This is a genomic window from Cupriavidus sp. 05T41 (genome assembly GCF_056396525.1).
Map to the genome: position 1 here is coordinate 243,765 of NZ_JBFTLQ010000004.1, position 16,534 is coordinate 260,298.

The 16,534-nt window shown below is 62.1% G+C and carries 18 protein-coding genes and 1 tRNA gene; 2 read left to right on the forward strand and 17 right to left on the reverse strand.

The window, feature by feature from the left end:
* The 9 genes from AC1DKV_RS04110 to petA all read right to left on the reverse strand — a co-directional run bounded on the left by AC1DKV_RS04110 (position 1) and on the right by petA (position 8,671).
* A complete protein-coding gene (locus tag AC1DKV_RS04110; protein ID WP_477137496.1) occupies positions 1 to 492 on the reverse strand; it encodes a hypothetical protein in 492 nt (163 codons plus the stop codon).
* Positions 489 to 4,007, reverse strand: a complete 3,519-nt coding sequence (locus AC1DKV_RS04115; protein WP_477137497.1) for a protein NO VEIN domain-containing protein — start codon at positions 4,005 to 4,007, stop codon at positions 489 to 491. Before AC1DKV_RS04115 ends, AC1DKV_RS04110 begins: the two co-directional genes overlap by 4 nt.
* On the reverse strand, positions 4,008 to 4,178 hold the full coding sequence (locus tag AC1DKV_RS04120) for a BrxR family transcriptional regulator (RefSeq protein WP_477137498.1): 171 nt from the start codon (positions 4,176 to 4,178) through the stop codon (positions 4,008 to 4,010).
* Positions 4,179 to 4,282: 104 nt separating this feature from the next.
* Positions 4,283 to 4,358, reverse strand: a tRNA-Thr gene (locus tag AC1DKV_RS04125).
* Between the two features lie 73 nt (positions 4,359 to 4,431).
* Positions 4,432 to 4,929, reverse strand: coding sequence for a ClpXP protease specificity-enhancing factor (locus tag AC1DKV_RS04130; protein ID WP_441618074.1), 498 nt, complete (start codon positions 4,927 to 4,929; stop codon positions 4,432 to 4,434).
* A gap of 69 nt (positions 4,930 to 4,998) precedes the next feature.
* Complete coding sequence (locus AC1DKV_RS04135; RefSeq protein ID WP_441618072.1) at positions 4,999 to 5,610, reverse strand: glutathione S-transferase N-terminal domain-containing protein; 612 nt, start codon at positions 5,608 to 5,610, stop codon at positions 4,999 to 5,001.
* 256 nt (positions 5,611 to 5,866) lie between these two features.
* Positions 5,867 to 6,610: a cytochrome c1 gene (locus AC1DKV_RS04140; RefSeq protein WP_441618070.1), complete on the reverse strand. Its 744-nt coding sequence runs from the start codon at positions 6,608 to 6,610 to the stop codon at positions 5,867 to 5,869.
* Positions 6,611 to 6,647: 37 nt separating this feature from the next.
* Positions 6,648 to 8,051, reverse strand: a complete 1,404-nt coding sequence (locus AC1DKV_RS04145) for a cytochrome b (protein ID WP_441618068.1) — start codon at positions 8,049 to 8,051, stop codon at positions 6,648 to 6,650.
* A 2-nt stretch (positions 8,052 to 8,053) separates the two neighbouring features.
* Positions 8,054 to 8,671 (reverse strand): ubiquinol-cytochrome c reductase iron-sulfur subunit, encoded by a 618-nt coding sequence (gene petA / locus AC1DKV_RS04150; RefSeq protein ID WP_441618066.1) that lies wholly within the window; start codon positions 8,669 to 8,671, stop codon positions 8,054 to 8,056.
* Positions 8,672 to 8,882: 211 nt separating this feature from the next.
* Here petA and mscL point away from each other — a divergent pair, with 211 nt between their 5' ends.
* Positions 8,883 to 9,317 (forward strand): large conductance mechanosensitive channel protein MscL, encoded by a 435-nt coding sequence (mscL, locus tag AC1DKV_RS04155; RefSeq protein ID WP_441618064.1) that lies wholly within the window; start codon positions 8,883 to 8,885, stop codon positions 9,315 to 9,317.
* A gap of 45 nt (positions 9,318 to 9,362) precedes the next feature.
* On the opposite strand, the gene AC1DKV_RS04160 is transcribed toward mscL, so the two are convergent.
* A complete protein-coding gene (locus AC1DKV_RS04160; protein WP_441618062.1) occupies positions 9,363 to 10,109 on the reverse strand; it encodes a Nif3-like dinuclear metal center hexameric protein in 747 nt (248 codons plus the stop codon).
* A gap of 19 nt (positions 10,110 to 10,128) precedes the next feature.
* On the opposite strand from AC1DKV_RS04160, the gene AC1DKV_RS04165 reads away from it, so the two are divergent.
* Positions 10,129 to 11,325 carry a Do family serine endopeptidase gene (locus AC1DKV_RS04165; RefSeq protein ID WP_441618060.1) on the forward strand — a complete coding sequence of 399 codons (1,197 nt, stop codon included), beginning with the start codon at positions 10,129 to 10,131 and terminating at the stop codon, positions 11,323 to 11,325.
* A gap of 503 nt (positions 11,326 to 11,828) precedes the next feature.
* Here the strand turns inward: AC1DKV_RS04165 and AC1DKV_RS04170 are convergent.
* The 7 genes from AC1DKV_RS04170 to hisI all read right to left on the reverse strand — a co-directional run bounded on the left by AC1DKV_RS04170 (position 11,829) and on the right by hisI (position 16,523).
* Positions 11,829 to 12,920, reverse strand: coding sequence for a porin (locus AC1DKV_RS04170; RefSeq protein WP_441618058.1), 1,092 nt, complete (start codon positions 12,918 to 12,920; stop codon positions 11,829 to 11,831).
* A 244-nt stretch (positions 12,921 to 13,164) separates the two neighbouring features.
* Positions 13,165 to 13,962: a twin-arginine translocase subunit TatC gene (tatC, locus tag AC1DKV_RS04175; protein ID WP_441618056.1), complete on the reverse strand. Its 798-nt coding sequence runs from the start codon at positions 13,960 to 13,962 to the stop codon at positions 13,165 to 13,167.
* A 154-nt stretch (positions 13,963 to 14,116) separates the two neighbouring features.
* Entirely contained in the window at positions 14,117 to 14,629 is a 513-nt protein-coding gene (gene tatB / locus AC1DKV_RS04180; protein ID WP_441618054.1) for a Sec-independent protein translocase protein TatB, read from the reverse strand.
* A 118-nt stretch (positions 14,630 to 14,747) separates the two neighbouring features.
* Positions 14,748 to 14,981, reverse strand: coding sequence for a Sec-independent protein translocase subunit TatA (gene tatA, locus AC1DKV_RS04185; protein WP_441618052.1), 234 nt, complete (start codon positions 14,979 to 14,981; stop codon positions 14,748 to 14,750).
* A gap of 183 nt (positions 14,982 to 15,164) precedes the next feature.
* Positions 15,165 to 15,521, reverse strand: a complete 357-nt coding sequence (locus AC1DKV_RS04190; protein ID WP_441618051.1) for a histidine triad nucleotide-binding protein — start codon at positions 15,519 to 15,521, stop codon at positions 15,165 to 15,167.
* Positions 15,522 to 15,741: 220 nt separating this feature from the next.
* On the reverse strand, positions 15,742 to 16,119 hold the full coding sequence (locus AC1DKV_RS04195; protein ID WP_441618049.1) for a phosphoribosyl-ATP diphosphatase: 378 nt from the start codon (positions 16,117 to 16,119) through the stop codon (positions 15,742 to 15,744).
* A complete protein-coding gene (gene hisI / locus AC1DKV_RS04200) occupies positions 16,116 to 16,523 on the reverse strand; it encodes a phosphoribosyl-AMP cyclohydrolase (protein ID WP_441618047.1) in 408 nt (135 codons plus the stop codon). Before hisI ends, AC1DKV_RS04195 begins: the two co-directional genes overlap by 4 nt.
* Positions 16,524 to 16,534 lie beyond the last annotated feature (11 nt).

Consider the following 16,534-nt stretch of genomic DNA (forward strand, 5'->3'; position numbering starts at 1 on the left):
TCATTTCTTCAAGCGCGTACGGTAGCGATACGACCCGGGGCTCTTCACCAGGAGCGAATCGCCGGCGGCGGCGTCGTTCGTTTCAAAGAAGTTCTTTATCCAGCCGCGCGCTCCGAAGAAGCGTTTTATTCCATCTGGAGCGGTTTGGACGGTTGAGGCGCTGCCCCAGTTGATGAGGATGTCCCGCATAGTCTTCTGGTGGCGGTTCGATCCACCGACCGCGCCGTCAGGAGAACGGTCGAATAAATCCCCCAAGTAGATGCGGAGGTGTGCAATATTACCGTGAGTCGGCTCGGCCGATCCCAATGGCACCGCCCCTTGGACCTTCGCAGCATCGGAATATGCCATTAGAGCACTGGGACTGCTGTCAGTGTGTACGCGATCCGGAGTGATTGGCCGGGCTATAGGACGCATCTCCCATGTTTTCTTTTCATCGAGCAGAAATCCTATCCACGGATAAGAGACGATCAAGGTCTTCGTCGTGATCTTCAAAGCGGTATCTCCGACCGCTCCAGCAGACGCATGAGGTTGAACTGGATCGCCGTGTGCTCGAACGGCGGCTCGTGATCGGACAACGGCCCGCACACATAGCGAGGGGTATGCGCCGCTCCGTTTTCGACCTGAACAATGGCGAGAATGTATTTGTCGGGCTCATGCAGCGAGGTGATGACCTCCTGCCGCGTGATCATTACGGTGTCTGCGCCGTGAATTCGCCCCTTCACCTCGATGAAGCGTAGTTGCTTCCTCTTAGGATCATAGGAGGCGATGTCGTAGCCGATCTTTTGCGCCGAGACGTCACTCGGCACATAGCCGAGCGCCCGTTCGGCCGCCAGAACGGCGTCCATTGCGGCCAGCTCGATGACCCGCCGCGCTGCAGCGTCAGCGGCAAAGGCTTGCGACGGCGCGCCCGCGAGGCCTGCCACCTGAGCTCGCGCGTCCAGCAAGGCGCGCGGAAGGACGACCATCCCGCCGCGCACTCTTGGTGGCTGGGACGAAATGAACTTTTCTTGCTCAAGCTGCTCAATGCGCCGTTTCTGGCGTTCCGCTAGATCCTCTGCGCGCCGCTGGGCGTTTTGCCAACTTACCCGAGTCTTCTTGCCGGCCTTCTCCTCCTCCTTCAGTTCGAAGGCCCGAGAATCCCAGTAGTTGATCTCCTTCTTGAGGCGCGCGCGGACCTCCTGCTCCACCTTCTCGATCTCGGGCAGGCGCCGGGCCTTCACCTCGGCGACATGGGCCTGCGCCAGTTCCACCGTCGCGAAGCGGACCGCCATCTTCTCCAACTCGGTCGTCAGCCAGTCCTCATCGAGCAGATCCTGGACGAGGGCAATCTCGTCCGGCGTCGCCGGGCGCAGGTTAAGGTGCGGCGCGATCCCTGCGTTGATGGTGCGCCCTGCCTTATCGACTGCCGCGAACTGAAGTTTCTGGGAAACGACATGCGGCTTACCGGAACTGGTCACCCGGCCGTCCTGGACACGGTGTTCGAGGAGGAAGACCGCTGACAGGGCGCTGCTCGAGTCCAGTTCATCAACCAGTATTGCGCCCTGCCGCATGATCTGCTCGTACTGCTCGCGCACGATACTGATGACCGCATCCAGCAACGGATGGCCGGGATAGACGAAGGTTGCGACCGGCTGCTGATTGATCTGACCCTTTTCAAAGCAGATCCGCTCATACTTCTTCTGGATCGGCGCGCCCGTGCCGATCTGGCGATCGCGTTCGCGGATGCGGACCGGTACGTGGGTGATTTCCCAACGCCCCTCCTCGCGCCGCTTCATCTGGCCGCCGAGATGCTGGAACGCCTCAACAAAGAAGCTCTGAACATGGTGCGGCTGCAGACGCTGCGCTTCGGCGCGCTCCATCTCGAGACGAAGCTCCTGGACCTTCGCCTCGGGCATGGTGTCATTGGTCAGAGCGCGGCGCTGCAACAGTTCCAGCAGATGATCCTGATCTACAGCGCCGTCAACCTGGCGGAACAACCGTGCCTTGACTTCTTCCTGCTCGCCGTACTGGATCGCCTGGAACAGCAGATCCTTCAGGGCCGTGCCTTCGAACAGTTCGCCCAGCACGTCGTAGACGCGCCCGCCGAGAGCTTCACGAGCCGCCTCCAGCTTCTCGAGCAGGCGAGCATAGACCTCGCCCTCGCGGGTGTCGGCAGCGACGAGATTCCACAAATGACAGACCTCAGTCTGGCCGATGCGGTGGATTCGGCCGAAGCGCTGCTCGATCTTGTTGGGATTCCAAGGCAAGTCATAGTTGACCATCAGATGACCACGTTGGAGGTTCACACCCTCACCTGCAGCATCGTTGGCGATCAGGACCAGCATGTCGCGGTCCTGCATGAAACGCTCGATGACCTTGCGGCGCTCGTCGCGTGAGACGCCGCCATGGATCACATCGACCGCGTCCGGGCTGCCCAGACGTGCACGTACCTTGTCGACCAGGTAGTGGAGCGTGTCCTTCGGTTCGGTGAAAACGATCAGCTTACGGCGATTGCCATCGGCGTCGACCATGAGGTCATCATCTAGGATCCGATTGAGCTGCGACCACTTGGCGTCAAGGCCAGAGCGCAGAACGCCGAGCGACATATGCTCCAGGCTCTTGAGGGTCTCGACTTCCAGGGCGAGCTGTTCGACAGTTTCGGCCGTCGTCGCCCCCGTGGCGATCAGGTCTTCGAGGTCGTCGATCTCCTCCTGACCATATTCCTCGAGGTTCTTCAGAATGTCGGCATTGACCTCCAGCGCGGTGAAGCCGGCCTTGCGGCCCCTGGCAGCCAAACGTGCCTCGCCAAGCTCACTTTCAAGCCGCTCCCGACGCCGCTTGAGTGACTGATAAATGGCAGCAGGCGACGATGCGAGCCGGCGCTGGAGGATCTGGAGCGCAAATCCGACATTGTTGCGCTTCTTGCCATTGCCTTCAGCGAAGCGCTGAACGCGGTTCATCTCCATTCGCACATAGTCGGTCACGGCGCCGTAAAGCGCCGCCTCCTGTTCAGAGAGCTGGTATTTGACCGTGTAGGCGCAACGCTCCGGAAACAGCGGCCGACCGTCGAAGCGTAGCAGCTCTTCCTTGGTCAACCGCCGCATCATGTCCGCCGTATCCGCATAGTGGACACCATCGCGGAATCGGCCTTCGAACCGGTCGCTATCGAGCAACGCCATGAAGAGCTGGAAATCCTCTTCCTTTCCGTTGTGCGGAGTTGCCGACATCAGCAATAGATGGCGGCAGACTTGCCCGAGCTTCTGACCAACCTGATAGCGTTTGGTGTATTTGACTTCGCCGCCGAAATAGGTCGCCGACATTCGGTGAGCTTCGTCGCAGATGATCAGATCCCATTCGCGCCCGCTGAGCAGCTTGTTCTGTAGCTCCTCGTTGCGCGCCAGGACGTCCAGCCGGACGATAAGCCGGTTCCGGTCCTCGAACGGATTGCCCGAGCGCGACGTCTCAATCATGTCGCGGGTCAAAATATCGAATTCTAGATTGAACTTCTGCCCCAGTTCGTCCTGCCACTGCTCAACGAGGCTGCCGGGCGCAACCACGAGACAGCGTTCCAGATCGCTTCGCGCGATCAGCTCCTTGATAAGCAGGCCAGCCATGATAGTCTTGCCCGCACCGGGATCGTCGGCCAGCAGGAAGCGCAGCGGCTGGCGCGAAAGCATCTCGCCATATACCGCCGAAATCTGGTGTGGCAGCGGATCGACGAGGCTTGTGTGGATCGCCAGATAGGGATCGAAATGGTGCGCGAGCTTGATCCGGTTCGCCTCGGTCACCAAGCGCAGCAGCGCGCCGTCGCCGTCGAATGACCACGGCCGGCCGTTGACCTCGACCTGAAGGCGATACTCGTCGTCCCGGTAGAGAACAGCCTCGGCCACGGTTCCGACGAGATCGCGATAGACGACGTTGATCGCCTGGTCCCCGATCCACTCGACCGACAAAATCTGGACGGCCTGCGTCGAAGCGATCCCGCACACCGACGCTCCATTTCGGATTTCTTCAAGCCTCGCCATCATCTATCCCTTGCTCATCCCGTTCAACGCGATTGACAACGATGTGCTGGCGCCCCGTTTAGTAGGATCGCCGAGCAACCCTTGTCGTTTAAAGACATAGAACGGCATGGCGCACCGGACGGTGAGGACACCGCAACCTTTTTCCATGCCCCAGTCCTTGGCGACGACGGCCAAATTGATGCGGACCGGCGTTGATCAAAGATGGTTACACAGTGGTTACACTGAATCGAAAATGAAAAAGGGTCACAAGCGAAAACGCTGTAACCCTTTGATTCTACTGGTGCCGGCTGCAGGACTCGAACCCGCCACCTGATGATTACAAATCAACTGCTCTACCTGATGAGCTAAGCCGGCATGTTTGGTGCAGACAGCGATTCTACTGCATGCGGCGCGAAATGACGATGCCTTGATGCAGCCTGCGCCGTACTTACTTCACCACCTTCAGCGAAGGCTTCTTGGCGCCGATGCGCGAGACCGGCGGCGGCGTGGGTTCGTCGTCGCCGTTGTGGCCTTCGGTAGTGTCAGCCGTGACCGGGGATTCGCTTTCCACCGTTGACAGCTTGGGTGGCGGGTTGTTCTCGCGTTCCGTGGCGGCCTGGGTGTCGGGCACGCTGCGCTCCACCGGGAAGGCCATGCCCTGGCCGTTCTCGCGGGCGTAGATGGCGAGCACGTTTTCAATGGGTACGTCGATCTTGCGGGAGACGCCGCCGAAGCGCGCGCTGAAGCCGATCCATTCGTTGCCCATGTCCAGGCCGCTGGTGGCGTCGAAGCTGACGTTGAGCACGATTTCGTTGTTCTTGACGAACTCGCGCGGCACGCTGGTGTTGGCGTCGACGAAGACGGCGATGTATGGCGTGAAGCCGTTGTCCGTGCACCACTCGTAGATGGCGCGGATCAGGTAGGGCTTGGTGGAGGTTTCAGGCATTGGGCTTCCAGTGGCGCGGGGCGCGTTCCGGGCGGCCCGAAGCGGTGCGCCTCGGGCCGGGGGGCCGGTTTAGCGGCGCATCACCTTTTCCGACGGGGTGAGCGCTTCGATGTAGGCCGGGCGGCTGAAAATGCGTTCGGCGTACTTCAGCAGCGGCGCGGCGTTCTTCGACAGCTCGATGCCGTAATGATCCAGGCGCCACAGCAGCGGGGCGATGGCGACGTCGAGCATGGAGAACTCTTCGCCGAGCATGTACTTGTTCTTGACGAAGATCGGCGCGAGCTGGGTCAGGCGGTCGCGGATGGAGGCGCGGGCACGCTCGTGGTTCTTCTCGGCGGCCTTGCCCTTTTCGTTTTCGAGGGCGTAGACGTGCGTGAAGAGTTCCTTTTCGAAGTTGAACAGGAACAGGCGGGCGCGGGCGCGCTGCACCGGGTCGGCCGGCATCAGCTGCGGGTGCGGGAAGCGCTCGTCGATGTACTCGTTGATGATGTTCGACTCGTACAGGATGAGGTCGCGCTCGACCAGGATGGGCACCTGACCGTAGGGGTTCATCACCGAAATGTCTTCCGGCTTGTTGAACAGGTCGACGTCACGGATCTCGAAATCCATGCCCTTTTCGAACAGGACGAGGCGGCAACGTTGGGAGAACGGGCAGGTGGTGCCCGAATACAACACCATCATGGTTGGATTCCTTTGAAGCGGGGTCGATTGGCTGGATCGGTATTCTGGCAGAACCGCTATGCAGAAAGCAAATTAGATGATATTAAATCACTTTTGTGCGTGATTTTGGCGGGTAAATGCGCTTTGTATGGCACTTTTGCCATTATCGGCAAGCGATCCATTCAAGCGAAAAGGGCTGGGGCGAACGTCGGTTTCGCGACGCCCGCGCCAGCCCCCTGCCCCTTCGGGGCTTGCGCCCCTCGGGCTTTACTGCCGATTACTTGATGTCCTTCCAGTACGAGGCGTTCAGGCGCCAGGCAAAGACGGTGAACACGCCGAGGAACATCAGCACCCACACGCCGAGGCGCTTGCGCTGGTTCTGGGCGGGCTCGGCCATCCAGTCGAGGAAGCCGACGAGATCGGTCACGGCCTGGTCGTACTCGATCGTGCTCAGCTTGCCCGGGGTGACCTGCTCGAAGCCGGCGAACTTGTGGACCTTCTCGCCGTGCTCTTCGACTTCGGCGAACTTGGCGGCGCGCTGGCCCTGCAGCTCCCACAGTACGTGCGGCATGCCGACGCTCGGGAACACCAGGTTGTTCCAGCCCGTGGCGCGGTTGTCGTCGCGGTAGAAGGTGCGCAGGTAGGTGTAGAGCCAGTCGTCGCCGCGGGCGCGGGCGATCACCGACAGGTCCGGCGGGGCCGCGCCGAAGAAGGTCTTGGCTTCCTTCGGCTGCATGGCGATGGTCATCATGTCGCCGACCTTGTCACCACTGAACAGCAGGTTCTGGCGGATCTGGTCGTCGGTCAGGCCGATGTCCTTGAGGCGGTTGTAACGCATCATGGACGCGCCGTGGCAGTTCAGGCAGTAGTTCACGAACAGCTTGGCGCCGCGCTGCAGCGAGGAGAGATCGCTGGTCTGCACGGGTGCCGGCTCGAGGGGGTAGCCCCCTTCGCTGGCCATGGCGGGCGCGGCGGCAAAGCAGGCGCCGGCCAGCGCGAGAATCGAAAGCAGCTTTTTCATCGTGTGTCCTTGTGCTTTTGTCGGGGTTCGTCCGGTCTCAGTGCGGGTGGAACGTCACGCGTTCCGGCACGGGCTTGAACTGGCCGACGCGGCTCCACAGCGGCATGGTCAGGAAGAAGGCGAAGTACAGCAGGGTGCCAAGCTGCGACACCTTTTCACCCACCGGCGACGGGGGCATGACACCCAGGTAGCCGAGCACGATGAACACCACCACGAACACGCTCAGGATGGTCTTGTGGAAAGCCGGGCGATAGCGGATCGACTTCACCGGCGAGTGGTCCAGCCACGGCAGGAAGAACAGGATCACCACCGAGCCGCCCATCACCAGCACGCCCCAGAACTTGGCGTCGATGAAGTAGAAGCCCACGGCCAGGATCACGGCGATGGCGAGCGCGCCAACCTTGATGCGGGCATCCTTGCTGCGCAGGAACACCATGCCCAGCAGCACCGCGAAGAACACCCACAGGATCGGCAGGAAGTTCGAGGTGGTGGCACGCAGCATCGAATAGAACGGCGTGAAGTACCAGACCGGCGCGATATGCGGCGGGGTCTTGAGCGGATCGGCCGGGAAGAAGTTGTTCGACTCCAGGAAGTAGCCGCCGACCTCCGGGAAGAAGAAGATCACCGCGGAGAAGATCATCAGGAAGCCGCCCACGCCCAGCAGGTCATGCACCGAGTAGTACGGGTGGAACGGGATGCCGTCCAGCGGGATGCCGTTCTCGTCCTTCTTGGCCTTGATCTCGACGCCGTCCGGGTTGTTCGAGCCCACTTCGTGCAACGCGATGATGTGCGCGACCACCAGGCCCAGCAGCACCAGCGGCACGGCGATGACGTGGAAGGAGAAGAAGCGGTTCAGGGTGGCGTCGCTGACGACGTAGTCGCCACGGATGAACAGCGACAGGTCCTGGCCGATCACGGGAATCGCCGAGAACAGGTTCACGATCACCTGGGCGCCCCAGTACGACATCTGGCCCCACGGCAGCAGGTAGCCCATGAAGGCTTCGGCCATCAGGCACAGGAAGATCAGGCAGCCGAAGATCCAGACCAGTTCGCGCGGCTTGCGGTAGGAGCCGTAGAGCAGGCCGCGGAACATGTGCAGGTACACGACCACGAAGAAGGCCGAGGCGCCGGTGGAGTGCATGTAGCGCACCAGCCAGCCCCAGGGCACTTCACGCATGATGTATTCCACGCTGGCGTAGGCCACGGGAATGCCGGCGGCGTTGAGCGTGCCGTCGGGCTTGTAGTTCATCACCAGGAAGATGCCGGTGACGATCTGGATGACCAGGACAAGCAGCGCCAGCGAGCCGAAGAAGTACCAGAAGTTGAAGTTCTTCGGTGCGTAGTACTTGGAGAGATGGTCTTCCCAGAGCTGCGTAGCGGGGAAGCGTGCGTCGATCCAGCCCAGCAGGCCAGTCGTCTTGACTTGTTTTTCGGCCGCCATGGTCAAGCGTCTCCTTTTTCATCCTTGCCGATCACGATCTTCGTGTCGGACAGGAACTGGTAGGGGGGTACGTCAAGGTTTTGCGGGGCCGGCTTGTTCTTGAACACGCGGCCAGCCAGGTCGAAGGTCGAACCGTGGCAGGGGCATAGGAATCCGGGGTCGGAACCGAGCTGGGGATTGGAGCCGGCGCCGAAGGGGCCGGAGGGCGAGCAGCCCAGGTGGGAGCAGATGCCCACCACGACCAGGAGGTCCTTGTGGTCGGCGCGCGAGCGGGTTTCGTTCTTGCAGTACTCGGGCGTCTTCATGGTGAAGGGCACGTCCGAGTTGGGGTCGGCGACTTCGGCATCGGTCTTCTTGAGCGACGCGAGCATTTCCTCGGTGCGCTTCAGAATCCAGACAGGCTTGCCACGCCATTCCACGGTCATCATTTCGCCCGGCTTCAAGGCGCTGATATCAGCCTCGACTGGTGCTCCGGCTGCCTTGGCTTTCTCTGACGGCGCGAACGTGCTGACGAACGGCACTGCGACCGCCACGCCTCCGATGCCGCCAGCGACTGACGTCGCAATCAACCAATTGCGGCGACCCTTATCCACGTTCTTCACGTTTTGCTGGTCACTCATTCCAAACCCCAGGGGATGTCAAATTAGATTTTGCGTCAACCGTAAATTGTACCTTAGGCACATGAGGCATTGAAAGGCGCAGAGTTACTCACGTTCGCGCGATAATCGGACAGAAATCAGCTATGTGGCCTGCAGGCTTGCGTTACGGGCAGTGATGCGGCAGGCTTTTGTCCTGACGACCGTTCAAACCAAGCAACAGAGGGAGAAAAGCATGGGGATGATCTCGGAGTTCAAGACCTTCGCAATGCGCGGCAATGTGATCGACCTGGCCGTGGGCGTGATTATCGGCGCGGCGTTCGGCAAGATTGTCGATTCGGTGGTGAACGACCTGATCATGCCGGTGGTCGGCCGCATCATCGGCAAGCTCGACTTCTCCAATATGTTCGTCGCGCTATCGGATCCGCCCGCGGGCGTGCCGCACACGCTCGATGCCCTGAAAAAGGCCGGCGTGCCGGTCTTTGCCTACGGCAACTTCCTGACCATCCTGGTCAATTTCCTGATCCTGGCCTTCATCATCTTCATGATGGTGCGCGCCATCAACAAGCTGCGCGCCGAAGAGCCGAAGGTGGAAGCGCCTGCGGCCACGCCGGAAGACGTGGTGCTGCTGCGCGAGATCCGCGACAGCCTGAAGGCGCGCCAGGCCTGAGCGCGCAAGGCCCGGGTGGCGGGCGCATGCCGCGCCCCGCCGCTGTCAGACCGGGTTCGGAATATCGATGAAGGTATGGCGCAGGCCGAACTGCTGCGCCAGGTGCTCGCCGAGCGAGCGGATGCCGTAGCGTTCGGTGGCATGATGCCCGGCCGCCAGGTAGGCCACGCCGCTCTCGCGCGCGAGATGGGTGGTCTGCTCGGAGATCTCGCCGCTCAGGTAGGCATCCACGCCGGCTGCCACGGCACCGTCGAAATAGCCCTGGGCACCGCCGGTGCACCAGCCCACCGTGCGAATCATTTGCTCGGGATCGCCGATGGCGAGCGGTTCACGCTCGAGCACGCCGCCCACGTGGGCGGCCAGCGCGGCGAGCGGCATGGGTTGCGGCAGGGTGCCGGTCCAGCCGAGCTGGTCGTCGCCAAATCGACCGGTGGGTGTAAATCCTAATTGCAAGCCGAGCTGGGCGTTATTGCCGAATTCCGGATGATTATCGAGCGGCAGGTGATAAGCCAGCAGGTTCACATCGGCCCCGAGCAGGCGTTTCAGGCGGGCGTGTTTTTGGCCGATTACGCGGGCGTCTTCGTTTTTCCAGAAATAACCGTGATGAACCAAAATGGCATCGGCACCCGCCTCGATGGCGGCTTCGACCAATGCCAGGCTCGCGGTCACGCCGGTGACGATATTTTCCACTTCAAGGCGGCCTTGCACTTGCCATCCGTTCGGGCAATAGTCTTTGTATCGAGGGACCTGAAGCAGGTCGTTCAAGTACAATTCAAGATCTTTTGTTTTCATTTTCTGCCCAAACTCCAATATGTTGCGCCGATTCTGGCTGTTCTTTGCTCAGGCTGTCACCGTCGTGCTGGCCGTGTGGTTCGTCGTGGCCACGCTAAAACCGGAATGGCTGCAACGCGGCCGGGTGGCCGTGCAATCCGGGTCGCCGATCGTCGCGCTGAAGGAGGTGGTGCCCAACATTGCGGGTTCCTCGGCGCAGGGCTCCTATAGCGACGCGGCGCAGCAGGCGATGCCGGCGGTGGTGAACATCTTCACCAGCAAGAATGGCAGCAAGCGCACACCCAACAACCCGCAGGCGGAAGATCCATGGTTCCGGTTCTTCTTCGGCGACCGCCTCCCGGAACGGCAGGAACCGGTATCCAGCCTCGGCTCGGGCGTGATCGTCAGCGCGGAAGGCTACATTCTAACCAACCACCATGTGGTGGACGGCGCCGATGAGATCGAGGTGGCCCTCACCGACGGCCGCAAGGCGAATGCCAAGGTGGTTGGCTCGGATCCGGAAACCGACCTGGCCGTCCTGAAGATCACGCTGAAGGACCTGCCCGCGATCACGCTGGGCCGGATCGAGAACGTCAAGGTTGGCGACGTGGTGCTGGCCATCGGCAACCCGTTCGGCGTCGGCCAGACCGTGACCATGGGCATCGTGTCGGCGCTGGGCCGCAGCCACCTGGGCATCAACACCTTCGAGAACTTCATCCAGACCGATGCTGCCATCAACCCGGGCAATTCGGGCGGTGCGCTGGTCGATGCGCAAGGCAACCTGCTGGGCGTCAATACCGCCATCTATTCGCGCTCGGGCGGCTCGCTGGGCATCGGCTTCGCCATTCCGGTGTCGACCGCGAAGCAGGTGATGGAATCGATCATCTCCACCGGCACGGTGACGCGGGGCTGGATCGGCGTGGAACCGCAGGACATGACGCCGGAGATCGCCGAGTCGTTCGGGCTCGAAGCCAAGGAAGGGGCCCTGATCGCCGCCGTGGTCCAGGGTGGCCCGGCCGACAAGGCCGGCGTGAAGCCGGGCGATGTGCTGGTCTCCGTCGATGGCCAGACCATCACCGACACTACCGCTCTGCTCAATGCCATCGCCCAGCTCAAGCCGGGCGCGGAAATCAAGATGAAGGTGGTGCGCCGTGGCAAGCCGATCGAGCTGGCAGTCATGATCGGCAAGCGCCCCCCGCCGCCGCGCCGCGCGATGCCGCTCGATGAGGAGGAATAAGCCGCCGCGCAGCCGCGCCCGCCCGGCCTGAGCCTTGCCTGACCCCGCCTTTCGTGGCGGGGTTTTTTGTTTCCGGGGTGGCAGTGCTGGCTGCGCTTGCCGATGCCGGCTTCGGCGCATTGAAGCCGCGAAAGCGTACCCGGTGCTGCGCTCACGGCAGTCCCGGCGGCTACGTGAACGAAATCGCGCAAAAGCTGTGCATCGAAGCCGGGAGCGACGCGCGGGCCCGGGAAGCAGCCGGCTGCGCAAGAGCGATTGAGCGCCACGGCCGGCCCCTCCCGCCTGGCCGGCATGCCATCCAGGCCGCCACGCTGTCCGCCGGCGCTGGCCCATGGGTAGTCAGCTTGCACGATACGGGAATGCGCCCTGCCCCGTCGCGAAGCCGGACAAAGGCGACAGCAGACAGCCGTGCCCCGGGCGCCAAAAACAAAACGCCGGCATCCTTGCGGATGCCGGCGTTTTGAGTTCAAGCCAATCTAGAGCGAGCTTACGCCCGCGCTAAATTAGAACTTGTGGCGAACACCAACGATGCCGCCGAACTGGTTGCCACCAGTTTGGACGGTCGGACCAGACGTAATTTGGTCGTTGAAGCCATTCACGCTCAGAGCCGAATTGCCACCCTTGTTGAGGATGTACGTAGCCGAGGCGTACAAGTCGGTACGCTTCGACAGCGCGTAGTCGGCGGTCGTCACGAACTGCCACGGGTTAGCCTTGGCGTTACGCAGGTTCTGGTAGTAAGCGGAGCCCGACAGCGAGAAAGCCGGGGTCAGCTGATAGCCCAGACCAACCCAACCCAGGTTCGAGGCGGTGTTCAGCACGCCGGAAGCACCCGGCAGGGCCACGTTGTTGTAAGCGTGAGCGTAGCGGTAGCCAGCGTAGACCTTGGCCGGACCGAATGCGTAGGTGCCAGCGATGGTCGCGCGACGGATCAGCTGATTGCCGTTGTTGAGAGTTGCCGTCGAGACGTTCGATTGGTCATAAGCAGCACCAACCGAGAACGGGCCTGCAGCGTAGCTCGCCAGGAAGCCGTACTCGCGGCCGTTGGTGAAGTTACCCGCAACCTCTTGGTTGTTGTTGTTGAAGCTGTAGAAGGCCGAAGTGGTCAGGCCACCGAAAGTGCCGGTGTACTTGACGGTATTGTCGGCGCGGGCAGCGAATTCCGGAGCCGTCGCGGTAATGCTGTAACGGGTCGAAATGGCCATCGGATCATAGATCAGGCCGAAATCATAGAACGTGGTCTGCTGGCGGCCCAGGGTCAACGTGCCGTACTGGCTCTGCAGGCCGACGTAGGCGTTACGGCCGAACAGACGATTGCCTTGAGCCGAAGTACCGTTGTCAACGTTGAAGCCGCTTTCCAGGACGAAAATGCCCTTCAGGCCGCCGCCCAGGTCTTCCACGCCACGCAGGCCCCAACGCGAACCGGACTGGTTGCCCGACTGCAAGGCAAACAGGTTGTGGTTGCCGTTGGTAGTTGCGTTCTTGTTGGTGTATTCAATACCAGCGTCAACAACGCCGTACAGGGTCACGCTCGATTGGGCATACGCACCACCAGCGGCCAGGGCAGCGACAGCGGCTGCAAACAGTTTCATCTTCATATCGACACTTTCCTTGTCAACTGATTGGGAAATCTTGGCTTGCCCAAGTGCTTGGGCGACGCATTTACCTCACGTCTGCTGCGTATTATGGGTCAGCCCCCCCGGCCGCCAGAAGGCTTTTTCGTCGTAAACCGTGGATTGCGGGGGATTTTGTTGTGATGTCGCAACAGCCTGGAAGCGCATTTTCACCGTTTTGGTGCAAAAGTTGCGCCCCCAAGCTTTGCTTCCGAAGCGGTACGCGTTCTCAGTCCGCCTGCGCTTCGCTGGCTGCCGGGTCTGCCGCGACGGGTCGCGAGGTGAAGCGGGCCATGATCAGTCCCAGCTCGTAAAGTGCTACCAGCGGCACGGCCAGCAGCAGTTGGGACAGCACATCGGGCGGTGTCACCACGGCGGCGATCACGAAGGCGCCGACGATCACATAGGGGCGGATCTGCTTGAGCTTTTCCAGCTCGACCACGCCAAAGCGCACCAGCACGATCACCACCACGGGCACCTCGAAGGTAATGCCGAACGCCAGGAACATGGTCATGGCGAAGCTGAGGTATTTATCGATGTCCGTCGACATCTCGGCCCCCAGCGGGGCGTTGTAGTGCGCCATGAAATGGAACACCGTGGGGAACACCAGGAAGTAGGCGAAGGCCACGCCGCAGATAAACAACAAGTAGCTGCTGCTGACCAGCGGGACAATCAGCCGCTTCTCATGCTGGTACAGGCCGGGCGCGACAAACTGCCAGATCTGGTACAGCACCCATGGCAACGCGACCAGGAAGGCCACCAGCAGCGTGACCTTCATCGGCACGAAGAACGAGCCGGTCACGTCGGTGACGATCATCCTGCCGCCCTTGGGCAGCGACTCCATGAGAGGCCGGGCGAACAGGTTGAAGATATTCGGTGCCCAGTAGACCAGGCAGACGAAGACCAGGATCACGCCGGAGGCAGCCTTGACGATGCGCGAGCGCAGCTCCACCAGGTGAGAGATGAAGGTTTCCTGCTGGCCTTCGTCCTGCGGGTCTTGGGGATCTTGGGAACGGGAGTCGCTCATGGCGTGGACCGCTCAGCCCGGCGGGCTGGCATCGAAAAATCGGTGACAAAATCGGCGATGTTACGCCGGCGCGGAGCGCATGTCGGAGCGCAAGTCCGAACGCACGACAGCGACAGCCGGCCGGGTACCGGCGTGTTGGCAGACCCGGTCATGCTCAATCGAAGAAAGAGCGTGCGGGACCGGTGGCGGGACGGTGGCGCTTGACGCGCGCGGCGCCGGATTGCGCCCATACGCGGACATTGTGCTGGCGCTTGAACCACAGCGGCCGCGCGCCTTGCTTGACGCGCCAGCTCTTGCGGCCGTTATGGAGCTTGTGCGCCGTATCCCAGGAAGGCACATAGCCGCTGTCCACGGCCGCCCCGCCCGGCGCGGTGCCGGCATCGGTGCCGGACAGCGCATCGTTGAAGGACTGGGTGTGCTCGTGCACTTCCTTGTGGATGGTGCGCTCGACATCGCGCGCGGCATCCTCGAACTCCGTGCGCATCTTGCGCAGTTCGTCGAGTTCGACCTCGCGGCTGACTTCCGCCTTGACGTCGTTGATATAGCGCTGCGCGCGGCCGACCAGGGCGCCGACCGTGCGCGCCACTTTCGGCAGCCGCTCGGGACCGATCACCACCAGCGCCACCGCGCCGATCAGTGCAAGCTTGGAAATGCCGAGATCGATCATGCGAGCGTCGAAAGGGAGGTGCCGCCGCCAAGTCCCGTGGCGCGCGGGACCTCACGCAGGCTTGGCACTGCTGGCGGGTGGGATGACATCGGATGAGCCGGCAAGGATCGCATCGCGCTTACTGCTGGCGCGACTTTTCCTTGGCTTCCACGTCGATGGTGGTGCTGTCGCGCAGTTCCTTGGCCGGCGCGGCTGCCGCGGCGTCTTCGCCATTGGGGTCCTTCATGCCGTCCTTGAAGCCCTTCACGGCGCCGCCCAGGTCCTGGCCGATATTGCGCAGTTTCTTGGTACCAAAAACCAGCATGACGATCACCAGCACGATGAGCCAGTGCCAAATGCTAAACGAACCCATTTTCTGCTCCTGATGAAGCCGGGGGCGGCGCCTTGCCACCCCGGCTCGTTGTTCCGTCACTGAAGGCCATGCCGGGCGACGGTTGCCGGCATGGCGTCTGACCGTGGACGTCCGGCCCGCGGTCCTGCATGGTTTGGCTGCAAGCCTGGCGCGACGCCGGTCCTCAGGACCTGGGCGTCGGGATCAGGGCAGCGGCACCTTCCACTGGTTGCGCGGGCCGCCAAGTACGTGCAGGTGGAGGTGATAGACCTCCTGCCCGCCATCCGGGCCGGTATTGATCACCGTCCGGAAACCGTTCCCGCAGCCTGCAGCACGCGCCAACTCCGGCACCTTCAACATCATTCTAGCAAGCACAGCGCTCTCGCCGGTTCCGCAATCGGCCAGCGAATCGACATGCGCCTTGGGGATAACGAGGAAGTGTACCGGGGCTTTCGGGTGGATATCGTGGAAAGCCAGCATTTCGTCGTCTTCGTAGACCTTGTTCGACGGAAGCTCGCCGGCCACGATCCGGCAGAAGATGCAATTTTGCTTTGAATTCATGAAAATTTCATTGCGTGCCGCAAATCGAGCCGCGCAGTGCGCCACGAGGCGCCCCCGCCGCGGCCTGCCAGGAACCGATCGGCGAAGCCGCCGGCCACCCATAATATAGCGCACAGTGCACACAGCTTATGCGTGAGCTTGCGCAGGCTGGCGAGCCGGTCGGCATCCGATGCGTGCGCCGCACCGCTCCCGCCGCGTTCCTGCCGCGATATCCTCAGGTTCAGGCGCCGGGCTCGCGGCGCGCCTTTTCCTCGAGCCCGGACAGCCCTTCGCGGCGCGCCAGCTCATTGACCACGTCAGCCGGTTCCAGCCCGAAGCGCGCCAGCAGGACCATGCTGTGGAACCACAGGTCGGCCACTTCGTAGACCACCTTGCCGACGGCTTCCTCGCCCAGCCCGGCGGCGCGCGCGTCCTTGGCCGCCATCACGGTCTCGGTGGCTTCCTCCCCGATCTTCTTCAGGATGGCGTCGTCGCCCTTGTGGAAGAGGCGCGCCACATAGGATTTGTCGGGATCGCCGCCATTCTCGGGCTTGCGCGATTCCAGCACCGCAGCCAGGCGCGCCAGCACGTCGGTGCTGCTTGCTTGCGTGTCGCTCATGGCTTGGCCGCGTAGATGGTGGACGGATCTTTGAGCACCGGTTCCACGGTCTGCCAGTCGCCGTTGTCGGTATCGCCCTCGAACTTCTGGAAGAAGCATGAGTGCCGCCCGGTGTGGCAGGCGATGCCGTCGTTCTGCGTGACCTTGAGCAGCACCACGTCTTCGTCGCAGTCCAGGCGGATCTCGTGGACCTTCTGCACGTGGCCGGACTCTTCGCCCTTGTGCCACAGTCGCTTGCGCGAACGCGACCAGAACACCGCCTCGCCAATCTCCACGGTGCGCTGCAGCGCCTCGCGGTTCATGAACGCAAACATGAGTACATCGTTCGAGCCGATTTCCTGGACGATCACCGGCACCAGGCCGTTATCGTCCCACTTAACCTTGTTGAGCCACTTCTTTGCCATGTCGGTTCGCC